Source organism: Vibrio sp. V38_P2S17PM301 (assembly GCF_009904845.1).
Classification (GTDB): domain Bacteria; phylum Pseudomonadota; class Gammaproteobacteria; order Enterobacterales; family Vibrionaceae; genus Vibrio; species Vibrio proteolyticus.
Window position 1 is genome coordinate 171,795 of sequence record NZ_WXWO01000025.1, and the last position, 13,416, is coordinate 185,210.

General features: G+C 51.1%; 13 protein-coding genes and 6 tRNA genes. 11 read left to right on the forward strand and 8 right to left on the reverse strand.

All coding sequences use genetic code 11. The features are described from left to right. Window positions 1-23: 23 nt before the first annotated feature. The 8 genes from ybaK to hemA form a co-directional block, all read right to left on the reverse strand. A complete protein-coding gene (ybaK, locus tag CAG64_RS06035) occupies window positions 24-500 on the reverse strand; it encodes a Cys-tRNA(Pro) deacylase (RefSeq protein WP_161488772.1) in 477 nt (158 codons plus the stop codon). 128 nt (window positions 501-628) lie between these two features. Next, window positions 629-2,290, reverse strand: a complete 1,662-nt coding sequence (ushA, locus tag CAG64_RS06040) for a bifunctional UDP-sugar hydrolase/5'-nucleotidase UshA (protein WP_161488771.1) — start codon at window positions 2,288-2,290, stop codon at window positions 629-631. A 296-nt stretch (window positions 2,291-2,586) separates the two neighbouring features. Further along, window positions 2,587-3,438, reverse strand: coding sequence for a 3-deoxy-8-phosphooctulonate synthase (gene kdsA / locus CAG64_RS06045; protein WP_021707467.1), 852 nt, complete (start codon window positions 3,436-3,438; stop codon window positions 2,587-2,589). A gap of 22 nt (window positions 3,439-3,460) precedes the next feature. Continuing rightward, window positions 3,461-4,270, reverse strand: a complete 810-nt coding sequence (locus tag CAG64_RS06050) for a SirB1 family protein (protein WP_021707468.1) — start codon at window positions 4,268-4,270, stop codon at window positions 3,461-3,463. 13 nt (window positions 4,271-4,283) lie between these two features. Next, window positions 4,284-4,667, reverse strand: a complete 384-nt coding sequence (locus CAG64_RS06055; protein WP_021707469.1) for a SirB2 family protein — start codon at window positions 4,665-4,667, stop codon at window positions 4,284-4,286. A gap of 13 nt (window positions 4,668-4,680) precedes the next feature. Then, window positions 4,681-5,538, reverse strand: a complete 858-nt coding sequence (prmC, locus tag CAG64_RS06060) for a peptide chain release factor N(5)-glutamine methyltransferase (protein WP_161488770.1) — start codon at window positions 5,536-5,538, stop codon at window positions 4,681-4,683. 3 nt (window positions 5,539-5,541) lie between these two features. After that, window positions 5,542-6,630: a peptide chain release factor 1 gene (prfA, locus tag CAG64_RS06065; protein ID WP_021707471.1), complete on the reverse strand. Its 1,089-nt coding sequence runs from the start codon at window positions 6,628-6,630 to the stop codon at window positions 5,542-5,544. A 21-nt stretch (window positions 6,631-6,651) separates the two neighbouring features. Next, the gene (gene hemA / locus CAG64_RS06070) at window positions 6,652-7,911 is read right to left on the reverse strand and encodes a glutamyl-tRNA reductase (protein WP_021707472.1); all 1,260 of its coding nucleotides are present in this window, start codon (window positions 7,909-7,911) and stop codon (window positions 6,652-6,654) included. A gap of 159 nt (window positions 7,912-8,070) precedes the next feature. Between hemA and lolB the strand changes: the two genes are divergently transcribed. The 11 genes from lolB to CAG64_RS06125 all read left to right on the forward strand — a co-directional run bounded on the left by lolB (window position 8,071) and on the right by CAG64_RS06125 (window position 13,416). Then, entirely contained in the window at window positions 8,071-8,685 is a 615-nt protein-coding gene (gene lolB / locus CAG64_RS06075) for a lipoprotein insertase outer membrane protein LolB (RefSeq protein ID WP_021707473.1), read from the forward strand. Next, complete coding sequence (gene ispE, locus CAG64_RS06080) at window positions 8,682-9,539, forward strand: 4-(cytidine 5'-diphospho)-2-C-methyl-D-erythritol kinase (RefSeq protein WP_161488778.1); 858 nt, start codon at window positions 8,682-8,684, stop codon at window positions 9,537-9,539. The genes lolB and ispE overlap by 4 nt, the downstream gene beginning before the upstream one ends. Window positions 9,540-9,614: 75 nt before the next feature. Continuing rightward, window positions 9,615-10,562 (forward strand): ribose-phosphate pyrophosphokinase, encoded by a 948-nt coding sequence (locus CAG64_RS06085; protein WP_021707475.1) that lies wholly within the window; start codon window positions 9,615-9,617, stop codon window positions 10,560-10,562. A 146-nt stretch (window positions 10,563-10,708) separates the two neighbouring features. Beyond that, window positions 10,709-11,299 (forward strand): aminoacyl-tRNA hydrolase, encoded by a 591-nt coding sequence (gene pth, locus CAG64_RS06090; protein ID WP_161454957.1) that lies wholly within the window; start codon window positions 10,709-10,711, stop codon window positions 11,297-11,299. Window positions 11,300-11,310: 11 nt separating this feature from the next. Continuing rightward, complete coding sequence (ychF, locus tag CAG64_RS06095; RefSeq protein WP_161488769.1) at window positions 11,311-12,402, forward strand: redox-regulated ATPase YchF; 1,092 nt, start codon at window positions 11,311-11,313, stop codon at window positions 12,400-12,402. 293 nt (window positions 12,403-12,695) lie between these two features. Continuing rightward, window positions 12,696-12,772, forward strand: a tRNA-Met gene (locus tag CAG64_RS06100). A 37-nt stretch (window positions 12,773-12,809) separates the two neighbouring features. Next, window positions 12,810-12,894: transfer RNA gene (locus CAG64_RS06105), tRNA-Leu, on the forward strand. 45 nt (window positions 12,895-12,939) lie between these two features. Further along, window positions 12,940-13,014 (forward strand) — tRNA-Gln (locus tag CAG64_RS06110). Window positions 13,015-13,095: 81 nt separating this feature from the next. Continuing rightward, window positions 13,096-13,172, forward strand: a tRNA-Met gene (locus CAG64_RS06115). A gap of 54 nt (window positions 13,173-13,226) precedes the next feature. Next, a tRNA-Leu gene (locus CAG64_RS06120) sits at window positions 13,227-13,311 on the forward strand. 20 nt (window positions 13,312-13,331) lie between these two features. After that, window positions 13,332-13,416 (forward strand) — tRNA-Leu (locus tag CAG64_RS06125).

A 13,416-nucleotide genomic window follows, 5' to 3' on the forward strand; every position in this document is an offset into this window, starting at 1 on the left:
ACGGCCGCTTTTTTGTCTGACAACTACTCTTGGCACAAACAGGCAAATTTTGCCCGCGTCAGCTTAGCGAGATCCTGAGGTGCCAGTTCGATTTCCAGCCCTCGCTTGCCGGCACTGACACAGATTGTCTCTTGCTCAAGCGCACTGTCATGAATGAACGTCGGTAAGGCTTTTTTCTGACCGAGTGGGCTGATCCCGCCGACCACATAACCTGTCGTCTTCTGCGCGATTTCCGGGTCAGCCATCTCAGCTTTCTTCCCTTTCGCGGCTTTCGCCGCCAGTTTAAGGTTAAGCATCTGGTCGACCGGTATCACTGCCACCGCCAAATTCTTCGCCTCGCCGTTGAGCGCAAACAACAAGGTCTTAAATACTTGCCTGGGATCCTGACCAAGGACTTCGGCAGCCTCCAGACCGTAGCTCTGGGCGCGAGGATCGTGTTCATACTGATGGATGGTGTGGGCCACTTTCTTTTTCTTGGCCAGATTGATCGCTGGGGTCATTTTCTATCCTTACCCATCAGGATAACCAGCTGTCAGGCAACTAACTATAGTGATGAGTATTAAATCAAACAAAAGCGGCGCATAGTGCGCCGCTTTAGGTTAATCATTTCAGGGCCTTGCCGTCAATCTTACTTGTAAACAATCTGCCCGGACGGGGCAAACTTGTTGACGTCAATCGGGCTGTGAGACTGGAGGAACTCTTTGAGCACTTCAGCATCAACAAAACCGGTATTGACGTACCCTGGATGGGTATTGATCTTCGGATAACCATCGCCGCCCGCCGCGTTGTAACTTGGCACCGTAAAGCGGTAAGTCTTATCCATGCGCAGCTGTTTTCCGCCGATAAACACATGCGACACCTGACCGTTTTCAACCGTCATAGAGATACCGGAAAATTGAGCATAAGCACCCGAATCGACCGGTTTGGTGGCAACCACATTAAGGTAGTCCATCACTTCTTTACCGGTCATGTCGGTGTACGTGACGATGTTGCCAAACGGCTGTACTTTCAGTACGTCTTTGTAAGTCACATCTCCAGCTTCAATGGAATCACGCACGCCGCCTGAGTTCATGACCGCAAAATCCGCATTCGCGCGCTCCATATGAGAAGCCGCAATCAAACGCCCAAGATTCGTTTGCTCGAAACGCACCACATTGCGATCGCCTTCCAGCTTGCCATTGGTTTCAGCAATCTTCACATTCAATTGAGCCTGACCTTTTTCCTGATAAGGGCGCAGGAAATCAAGCATAGTGGCGTCCTGAGCGATTTCATCCTGAATAAACACCCGTTGTTTCTCACCGTTGAGTTCCACTTTCTTCTTCAGGTTAACCGGGATCAGGTTATAGCTGACCATGTTCAGTTCACCGTTGCGGAACTCATAATCAGCACGGCCAACGTATTTGCCCCACTCATGCGCCTGTACGATGTAGGTGCCGTTCTGAACGTCCGGCTTACACTCATCACCCGGTTGGAAGTGCTTGTTGACCACGTTCGGTCCTTCCATACACACCGGCTCTTGTGAGTGACCGCCAACAATCATATCCAGATCGCCATGGCCAAGGAAACGCGCTAAAGCGACATCACCCGGCGCGTTCACTCCCCGCTTACCGTCTTCGTAGTGCCCCATGTGCGTCACGGCAAAAATCAGATCCGGTTTTTCGTTCTCTTTGAGCTCAGCGATCAATGCTTTGGCTTCTACTTTCGGATCGCGAAATTCAATGCCATTGATGAATTCTGGGTTGCCGATCTTCGCAGTGTCTTCTGTTGTCAGGCCGATCACCGCAATTCGAATCCCCTGCTTCTCGAACATCTGATACGGTTGGAACAAGCGTTTGCCTGTTTTTTTATCGTAAATATTCGCCGACAACATCGGGAAATTCGCCCACTCTTCCTGCTTGAAGAGCACTTCAAGCGGGTTATCAAACTCATGGTTGCCGAGCGCCATGGCGTCATAGCCGATCTTGCTCATGCCTTTGAAATCCGGCTCCGCATCCTGCAAATCCGACTCAGGCACTCCGGTGTTGATGTCGCCACCGGACAACAGCAGTACACTGCCGCCTTCGGCTTCGATTTCGCTTCTCAGGTCATCAATCAGCGTTTTACGTGCGGCCATGCCGTACTCGCCGTATTTGTTCTGCCAGAAGCGGCCATGATGGTCGTTGGTGTGTAACACCGTCAGTTTGTAAGTGGTGTCGCTTTGCCACTCGTGGGCGGGTTGCGACGCACAGCCTGCAAGGGCTGCCAGAATTGCTGCGCTTAGCGTTGTTTTTAGAATTAGGCCTTGCTTCATTGTTGTCATACCTTTGAACTTGTTTGGAATCCACTGCCGTCTTGTCTGACACTACGATGGTCACTCTCTGAAACCCAGACAAAACTTGATTCAGTCTAAAGTAACCTTTTCATGCTGACAGCCTGATTTCATATTTATGTCGTATGGATCATGTTAATTACCACCGCCAACTGCAATCGGTTGTCTGGATTACACAAACGATTTTGGTGGATCACAGGCAATCGTTCACCTAAAACCTGGGGAGATCAGGCATAAAAAAACCGACGTCGTCGTCGGCTTTTTATTCAGCAGAACATTTAGTTGATGTCGATCTGCTCAAAGCTCTTGATCAGATCATCCAGCGCTTTCATCTGCGCCAGGAATGGTTCAAGCTTATCCAGTGGTAATGCTGATGGGCCGTCACATTTTGCCTGATCCGGATTTGGGTGCGCTTCGATAAACAGACCAGCAATGCCCGTTGCCAGACCCGCTTTTGCCAGTTCCACCGTCTGCTCACGACGACCGCCTGATGCCGCGCCACTTGGGTCGCGCATCTGCAGTGAGTGCGTCACGTCAAAGATGATGGGGCTACCTTGTGAGGCGTTTTTCATCACACCGAAACCCAGCATATCCACGACCAGATTGTCGTAACCATGACATGAACCGCGTTCACACAGGATGATTTGCTCGTTACCACACTCCGCAAATTTCTCGACAATGTTGCCCACCTGCCCCGGACTCATGAACTGAGGTTTCTTAACGTTGATCACCGCACCGGTTTTCGCCATCGCTTCCACCAGATCGGTCTGGCGCGCCAAAAAGGCTGGCAACTGAATCACGTCAACCACGTCAGCCACCGGCTGAGCTTGTGCTTCGGTATGAACGTCCGTGATGATCTTAACGCCGAAGGTATCTTTCAGCTCCTGAAAGATTTTCATGCCTTCTTCCAGACCTGGACCACGGTAAGAGTTCACTGAACTGCGGTTGGCTTTGTCAAACGACGCTTTAAACACGTACGGGATACCCAGTTTGTCGGTCACCTTCACGTAGTGCTCACAGATCTGCATTGCCAGATCCCGTGATTCCAGCACGTTCATTCCGGCAAACAGAGTAAACGGCTTATCGTTAGCAACAGGAATATCACCAACGTGAACAACTTTTTGTTCCATTTTTATCTCTCTTTAGTCTGGGTTAATGCACGGTGATGGCGTTTTCACGCATGGCATTCACCTGATTCTTCAATAGTTCAGCCGCAGGGTCGTCCGGGCATTGATCGATAAAATACTGATAGTCCATCAACGCAATCTGGTGGCAATCTAACTGCTGATAAATAAAGCCACGGTCGCGGATTTCATACGGATCATCGGGCACAAACGTCAGCGCCAGATCGGTACATCTCAAGGCCAGAGTATAGCGCTCCTCACGTAACAGCGCACTTTTCAGCACTGCCAGCCAGCGCCCAATCACAGTCGGGTTATCAACCGTTTTAAGATGCTCGCTTTTGAGCTTTTTCAGCGGACCGCTGTGGCCAATCAACCAGGACTCCAGAGTATGCCGAGAAACATACTCCCCATCAAATGGGTTGAGGTAACGCTCTGGCTCACCGTACCAGCAAACCTTGATTAAAAACTGAGTTGGAAACGTCACCGCTTCGACCGGGAAACCGAGTTTACGTCCAAAATACAGCAGCAGTGCGCCCAGACTGACCGGGATACCTTTACGTCGTTCCAGAACCTTGTCGATAAACGCGTTACTGGAATCAAAATAAGCATCCTGATCGCCGCGAAATCCCCAGTCGAAGTAGAACAGGCGCAGAAATGCGTCAAAACGCACTTGCTCATCGGCCTCGTTCACCAAGGCCAGTTCGGCGTCTTTCAGCAGCCGTTCCAGCTCTCGCTCTGCCCAACTGACCTTCGTTTGCGGATTCACAGCCTGATTGAGGATCAAAGCCCCTTCTGCCAGTTCGATCGCATCAAAGTCTTCATCAAATAACTCAAGCATTCATCGATTCCGCTTAGCCTAAAAACATCGGCACTTTGGTTACAGCCACTTTACCGGCCATCAACAACCAACCCAGGGCACCAAAGAAGGAGAAAGTACGCAGCAGCTTGTTACGGCCCAGTTTCAACGCAAAAAAGCCCAGCGCAATGTACGCCAGTACACAGGTCAGCTTTTCAGTCATCCAGGGCGCTGCAGGTGTAAACGGAATAAATCCGGTAATAAACACCAGACCAATCCCGGACAACAACAGAAACGTATCGTTGATGTGGGGAAAGACTTTAAGAAACTTCTTTTCCAGAATGGGAGAATTCGCCATCATCAGTGCATAACGCACAGACAGTAGGGTGGCGCTGAGCACGATCGTCAGCAGGTGAAAATGTTTTAATCCTTCGTACATAATCTTCTCTCTGTTACTGCGGCAAGAATTGTCCGAATGTTACCCGGTCGTTGCCGCCATAGTCCTGTTCGGTATTGACTTGGTGATAACCCAATGCGCTCAGTATCTCACGCACCGCCTTGCCCTGGTCATAGCCATGCTCAAACGCCAGCCATCCCTGAGGTTCGAGATAAGCTCTGGCGTGCGTGGCAATGTGACGAATATCCGCCAGCCCTTGCTCTTGCGCGACCAGCGCAGACTTAGGCTCAAAACGAACATCCCCTTCAGACAAGTGCGGATCGCTTTCTTCAATGTATGGCGGGTTAGAGGCAATCAAAGCAAACTTTGTACCCGCTTCCAGCGGTTCAAACCAACTGCCAGCCAAAAAGGTGGCGTTGCCAATACCTAACTGACGGGCATTGTCCGTCGCCAACGCCTGAGCTTCCGGGCGCAGATCAATACCAATGACGCGGCGAGTTGGCAACTCTGACGCCAGAGCCAGCGCAATCGCGCCGGTCCCCGTTCCCAGGTCCAGAATGTCGCCGCCGTCTGACGCGGTTATCGCCAACGCCACTTCGACCAAACGCTCAGTGTCTGGTCGCGGGATCAATGTCGAAGGCGATACTTGCAGCGGCAGTGACCAGAACTCACGTACGCCGACAATATACGCCACCGGCTCACCTTGTCGGCGGCGAGTCAACAAAGCCTCAAACGCCTGCAACTCCGATTCGCTGAGCGCTTTTTCCGGCCAGGTCAGTAAAAAAGAACGCGGTTTGTCAAGCGCGTGACACAGCAACACCGCCGCATCCAGTGAAGGAGAGTCACTGCCACTCTCCTTCAGTTGTTGCGTTGCCGTCTTGAGTGTGTTTTCGACGCTGTTTGGGTCAGACATCGGTTAGTTGGACTCGGCCAGAGCCGCCAACTGATCGGCTTGGTGTTCCTGAATTACCGGGTCAATCAAACTGACCATATCCCCTTCCATCACTTCACTTAAGCGGTAGATGGTCAGGTTGATACGGTGATCCGAAACGCGCCCTTGCGGGTAGTTGTAAGTACGGATCCGGTCACTGCGGTCGCCCGAGCCAAGCAGGTTACGACGGGTATCAGACACTTCCGCCGCCCGTTTGGCCTCTTCCGCCTGGATGATACGGGCCGCCAACACCGCCATCGCTTTGGCTTTGTTTTTGTGTTGCGAACGCTCATCCTGACACTCCACCACGGTTCCGGTCGGCAAGTGGGTGATTCGAATGGCAGAGTCGGTGGTGTTGACGTGCTGACCACCCGCGCCCGACGCACGGAAGGTATCAATCTTCAGATCGCTGGCTTTGATTTCCGGGATTTCGGCTTCGGGGATCTCCGGCATGACGGCCACCGTACACGCCGACGTGTGCACACGGCCCTGAGATTCCGTGGCCGGTACACGTTGTACGCGGTGACCACCCGATTCGAACTTGAGGATACCGTAAGCGCCATCGCCTGCCACTTTGGCGATCATCTCTTTGTAGCCACCGTGCTCGGACTCGCTGGCCGACATCACTTCGATACGCCAGCCTTTTTTCTCTGCAAACTTGCTGTACATGCGGAACAGGTCACCGGCAAAAATACCGGCTTCGTCGCCGCCCGCACCAGCACGGATCTCCAGAAAACAGTTGCGGTCGTCGTTCGGGTCTTTCGGCAACAGCAGAATTTGCAGCTCATCGCTCAAGCGTTCGATTTCCGCTTTGGCCTGTTTGATCTCGTCTTGCGCCATCTCGCGCATTTCAGCGTCATCTTCCTGCGCCATCTCTTCGGCGGCGGCCAGGTCTTCCTGTGCTTGCTGGTAAGCCTGGAAGCACTTGGTGACTTCCTCAAGCTGAGAGTACTCTTTGGACAAGGCACGGAATTTGTCCTGATCACCGATCACATCCGGATCGCCAAGCAGGTGTTGTACCTCTTCATAGCGCTCAACCAGGGTTTCAAGCTTTACTAAAATAGACGCTTTCATAAATGTATTTTCTTAACTCGGTTATTGCGGGTCTTCGAGACCCAAGCTTTGTCTGATGACAGTCAGTTTAGCGGGTTCTCCCTGCTCTGCAGCTACCTGCAGTGCTCGGGTTGGGGCGTGAATCAGTTTGTTGGTCAGTTTGTTGCTCAATTCCAGCAACACTTTCTCCGGTTCCGCCCCGGCAGCAAGCGCCTGAAGGCTCTTGCTCAGTAAATCTTCGCGGATATCATTGGCCGCTTTGCGGTATTCACGAATACTGTCCACCGCCTGTAACGAACGCATCCAGCTCATAAAGCCGGCACTTTCTTCGCTGACGATGGCTTCGGCCTGAATGGCCTCGACTTTACGCTGCTCGATATTGTTCTCAACGATCGACTGGAGATCATCGACGCTATAGAGATACGCGTCGTTGAGTTCACCAACCTGAGACTCGATATCACGCGGCACGGCAATGTCCACCAAAAGCATCGGCTGATGACGACGGGCTTTCAGTGCGGTTTCCACCATCCCTTTGCCGATGATTGGCAGTGGGCTGGCGGTGGAGCTGATGACGATGTCCGCGTGCGCCAGATGTTCCGGGATCTCAGGCAAGGTAATCACTTCCGCGCCAAAAGGTTCAGCCAGACTCAGTGCACGCTCTTTAGTGCGGTTCGCCACAATCATGCGTTTGCAGTTGTGACCGGCCAGATGTTTGGCCACCAGTTCTATCGTTTCACCGGCCCCAACCAGAAGTACCGTCGCCTCAGAGAGCGATTCAAAAATGTGTTTGGCTAAGGTACAGGCGGCGTAGGCCACAGACACGGCGTTGCCACCAATGTCTGTTTCGGTACGTACCCGTTTGGCAACCGAGAAGGCTTTTTGAAAAAGCTTCTCCATCGCGGTATCCACCGCTTTGTGCTCTCTCGAATCCGCATACGCCTGCTTGACCTGACCGAGGATCTGAGGCTCACCCAGCACCAGAGAATCCAGTCCGCAGGAAACCCGCATCAGGTGACGGATCGCCGCCTGCTCTTCATGAATATAAATACTGGGTTTAAGATCTTCCGGGCTGACACTGTGAAAGCGCGACAACCAGTCGATCATCTTCGCTTTCCCGGCAGGTTTTACATCACAATAGATTTCAGTCCGGTTGCAGGTGGAAAGGATCACACTGCCGTTGACGATACTGCTTTCCTCAAGTTGCTTTAGTGCCTCAGGCAGCTTATCAGGTCCGAATGCCACTTTTTCGCGCAATTCGACCGACGCTGTATTGTGGTTGATACCAATAGCAAGCAAGGACATGTGTGCAGGATTCTCGATTCAGGAAAGTCAGTAAGGTCGGAATTTTACTTGATGGTCAGATTTATTAAAAGGGTCAGGCCGATTTCTTTCCTGACTCCGTGAGATCAATGATATAGTTAGCTCATTCAAAACGATACATTGTGCAAATTGCGAGCAACCATGATCAAAATTCGCCAACTTATTCCATTGCTGCTGGCAACCCTGTTATTTGCTGGCTGTACATCCGTTCCCGACAGTATAACCAGCGTCGAATGGCAATCCCATCAGCAGAAACTGGCCAGCATTGACAACTATTTGGTTACTGGCAAGCTGGGATATATTTCCCCCGAGCAGCGCGAGTCTCTCAATTTTCAATGGCGCCATTCCGCAGCCCAAAGCCAGTTACGCCTGACCACCTTTCTCGGTCAAACTGTCCTTAACCTCTCCATCAGCCCTCAGGGCGCCCGTGTCGAAACCTACGACGATCAAGTGTTTACAGACCCCAGTGCCGATGCATTGGTCTATCGCCTCACGGGCCTGGTGATCCCGGTAGAACAGTTGCAAAACTGGTTACTCGGTAACCCGACCAATGCCGACCATTACCTGCTCAATGACACCAACACACTGGCATCGTTAGAAAAACAGGTCAGCTGGCAAAATTGGCATCTGGATTATTTGAGTTATCGTGATGAACCCTTGTCTCAGCAGATCGTTCCGCTGCCGAGCAAAATGAAACTCAAACAAGGTGACACCACACTCAACATCGTGGTATCCAAATGGGTGCTGAATCAATGATCACGCACGCAACCCACTGGCCTTCTCCGGCAAAACTGAACCTGTTTCTTTACATTACCGGCCGCCGCGATACTGGTTATCATGAACTGCAAACCTTGTTTCAGTTTCTCGACCACGGCGACACACTGACAATTAGCGCCAACACCAGCGGCACTATCAGTTTGACCCCCGAGATCCCAGGCGTAGCCCTGCAGGATAACCTGATCTGGAAAGCCGCCACGGCATTGCAACAATACAGCGGCTGTCCCTATGGCGCCCATATTGAACTGAACAAGATCTTACCGATGGGCGGTGGCATTGGCGGCGGTTCCTCCAATGCAGCGACCACTTTGGTCGCGCTGAATCATTTATGGCAAACCGGTTTGAGCGATGACGAGTTAGCGCAAATTGGCTTGACACTGGGGGCGGATGTGCCGGTCTTCGTGCGCGGTTTTTCAGCGTTTGCCGAAGGCATTGGCGAAGAGCTGTCTCCAGCCGAGCCGGAAGAAAAGTGGTATTTAGTGGTAAGACCAGAGGTCGCCATTGCTACGGTAGATATATTTACTCACCCGGATTTGACGCGCAATACGCCAAAACGCGCACTGTCAACGCTTCTGGACACGAGCTACGAAAACGATTGCGAAAAAATTGTGCGAATGCTCTACCCAGAGGTTGATAAGCAACTTTCATGGCTGCTACAATACGCGCCGTCTAGGTTGACGGGGACCGGTTCCTGCGTTTTTGCGGAGTTTTCCAGCCAGAAACAAGCGGAACAAATCCTTGCACAACTGCCTGATAATGTCTCGGCTTTCGTTGCTCAAGGGCGCAACATTTCGCCTCTTAAAGCGACTTTGGCCAACTATCAGTCAGCCTGACAGCATACCAACTGTCTATAATTTGGTATCAAACCACTCTATTTACAAACTGGACGCAACCCTGAGGTTTCCACCGTGCCTGATATGAAGCTATTTGCTGGTAACGCAACACCTGAACTAGCCCAACGTATTGCTGACCGTCTTTACATCTCCCTTGGTGATGCAACTGTTTCTCGTTTTTCTGACGGCGAAGTTGCAGTACAAATCAATGAAAATGTTCGTGGTAGTGACGTATTCCTTATTCAATCAACGTGTGCACCAACCAACGACAACCTGATGGAGTTGGTGGTTATGATTGACGCAATGCGCCGCGCTTCAGCAGGCCGTATTACTGCGGTAATCCCTTACTTCGGCTACGCTCGCCAAGATCGTCGTGTACGTTCTGCGCGTGTGCCAATCACAGCAAAAGTTGTGGCCGACTTCCTGTCTAACGTCGGTGTGGACCGCGTTCTGACTATCGACCTGCACGCTGAGCAGATCCAAGGCTTCTTCGACGTACCGGTCGACAACATCTTTGGTACGCCAGTTCTGCTGGAAGACATGGAATCTCGTGGCCTTGAAAACCCAGTAGTGGTTTCTCCAGACCTGGGTGGTGTTGTACGCGCTCGTGCGACAGCTAAAGCCCTGGGCGATATCGACATTGCTATCGTTGATAAGCGCCGTCCGCGTGCCAACGTGTCTGAAGTAATGAACCTGATTGGCGATGTGGAAGGACGTGACTGCGTCATCGTTGACGACATGATCGACACCGGTGGCACACTGTGTAAAGCCGCCGAAGCGCTGAAAGAGCGTGGCGCTAAACGCGTATTTGCTTACGCTACTCACGCTGTGTTCTCTGGCAACGCTGCACAAAACATCAAAAACTCGGTACTGGACCAGGTTATCGTGACCGACTCCATCTCACTATCTAAAGAGATGGCCGCGACCGGTAAAGTGACCACGCTAAGCCTGTCTCGCATGCTAGCTGAAGCGATTCGCCGCATCAGCAATGAAGAGTCTATCTCTGCGATGTTCAACTCGTAATTCGAGTTCAGCCTTACTGAGAAAAAGCACCTCCTGATGAGGTGCTTTTTGTTTTCCGCTCTGTTGAATGCGTGTGCGAATCTCGCTACACGCAACTTTTCTGTGCTATCATACGGCGCTTTTTGAGATACCAGAGAGATCCCGTCTTGAGTCAAGAGATAAAATTGCTGGTTGGACTGGCGAACCCAGGCCCTGAGTATGCAAAAACTCGCCATAATGCTGGCGCTTGGGTCGTGGAGGAACTGGCTCGTGTTCACAACATCACGTTGAAAAATGAGCCGAAGTTTTTTGGTCTGACCGGTCGAATCAGCATGAACGGTCACGATCTCCGTCTGCTTATCCCGTCCACCTTCATGAATTTATCCGGTAAAGCCATCGCCGCATTGGCCAAGTTTTACCAGATAAACCCGGAAGAAATCATGGTCGCGCACGATGAGCTGGATCTACCTCCGGGTGTCGCTAAGTTTAAAAAAGGTGGTGGACACGGCGGGCACAATGGCCTGCGCGATACCATCAGTAAGCTCGGCAACAACAAAGATTTTTACCGCCTGAGGATTGGCATCGGCCATCCGGGGCACAAAGACAAAGTTTCCGGTTATGTGTTAGGCAAGGCACCTGCAAAAGAGCAGGAATGTCTTGACGCGGTGGTGGATGAATCGGTCCGCTGCCTGGACATTTTAGTCAAAGATGGTCTGACAAAAGCACAAAACCGCTTACACACGTTCAAAGCTGAATAAAGGTTACTATCATGGGTTTTAAATGTGGCATCGTTGGTTTACCAAACGTTGGTAAATCAACTCTGTTTAACGCACTGACTAAAGCTGGCATCGAAGCGGCTAACTTCCCGTTCTGTACTATCGAACCAAACACGGGCGTGGTTCCTGTGCCAGATCTTCGCCTGGACGCACTGGCGAAAATCGTTAACCCACAGAAAGTACTGCCGACCACTATGGAGTTCGTGGACATCGCAGGTCTGGTTGCGGGCGCATCAAAAGGTGAAGGCTTGGGTAACAAGTTCCTGGCGAACATCCGCGAAACTGACGCGATCGGTCACGTTGTTCGTTGTTTCGAAAACGACAACATCGTACACGTTGCGGGTAAAGTCTCTCCAATTGAAGACATTGAAGTGATCAACCTGGAACTGGCTTTGGCTGATCTGGATTCGTGTGAACGTGCGATTCAGCGTAACGCTAAGAAAGCCAAAGGTGGTGACAAAGACGCGAAGTTTGAACTGACGGTACTGGAAAAACTGTTACCAGTTCTGACTGAAGGCGGTATGGTACGCAGCATCGAGCTGGCGAAAGAAGAGCTGGCAGCGATCGGTTACCTCAACTTCCTGACTTTGAAACCAACCATGTACATTGCTAACGTCAATGAAGACGGCTTTGAAGACAACCCGTACCTGGACGCAGTGCGTGAATTCGCGGCCAAAGAAAACAACGTTGTTGTGCCTGTATGTGCTGCCATCGAATCAGAAATGGCGGAACTGGAAGACGACGAGCGTGAAGAGTTTCTGGCCGATATGGGCATTGAAGAGCCGGGCCTAAACCGCGTGATCCGCGCTGGTTATGAACTGTTGAGCCTGCACACTTACTTCACGGCAGGGGTTAAGGAAGTTCGCGCTTGGACCATCCCTGTTGGTGCCACTGCGCCGAAAGCCGCAGGTAAGATCCACACTGACTTTGAAAAAGGTTTCATTCGTGCCGAAGTTGTGGGCTACGATGATTTCATTCAGTACAACGGCGAATCCGGTGCAAAAGAAGCCGGTAAATGGCGCCTCGAAGGCAAGGAATACATCGTAAAAGATGGCGATGTTGTCCATTTCCGTTTCAACGTCTAATTCCGCCTCTAACGTAGAATTGAACTAATGCCTAAAAAGCCAGCAAATCCGCTGGCTTTTTTTTATTCTTTTGTGATTACTACCGCCCTGCTCACAAATTAACTCATTCAAATCTCGCTGTTTTGTTAGCAGTTTTCGATCATAAACACCGCTCTTTGTTCAAAAAGAAACCGAACGATTGATTTGTCTGGATTTATTTAAAAAAACTATTGACGGTTCTGGCTCAACTCCGCATAATGCGCCCCGTTCCCGGCGAGACGGCAACGTCACAACTGGAACAACATCATGGTCATGGCTACGTAGCTCAGCTGGTTAGAGCACATCACTCATAATGATGGGGTCACAGGTTCGAATCCCGTCGTAGCCACCATTTCCTGAATGTTCTTTTAAGAGCATTGAGGAAATATGCGGAAGTGGCGGAATTGGTAGACGCACCAGATTTAGGTTCTGGCGCCGCAAGGTGTGAGAGTTCAAGTCTCTCCTTCCGCACCATGATTTAGATAGCCTTCTGATTTATCAGGAAAAGCTGTCACCTGCAGGTCTATCGCCAAGCGGTAAGGCAGCGGCTTTTGATGCCGCCATTCCCTGGTTCGAATCCAGGTAGACCTGCCACTTATTTAAAAAGTGAAAACTCTGCAAAAAGGGGTTTCACTCGGAGCTAAGATGGTTTATATTGTCTCGCTCCAAAAAGATGGCTACGTAGCTCAGCTGGTTAGAGCACATCACTCATAATGATGGGGTCACAGGTTCGAATCCCGTCGTAGCCACCATTATTTACAGTTATCAGTTTTTACCAATTAACTGGTGACTTTAGAGTTCAAGACGCGGAAGTGGCGGAATTGGTAGACGCACCAGATTTAGGTTCTGGCGCCGCAAGGTGTGAGAGTTCAAGTCTCTCCTTCCGCACCATCTTGAAACTCGAAAAATTTGCGGAAGTGGCGGAATTGGTAGACGCACCAGATTTAGGTTCTGGCGCCGCAAGGTGTGAGAGTTCAAGTCTCTCCTTCCGCACCA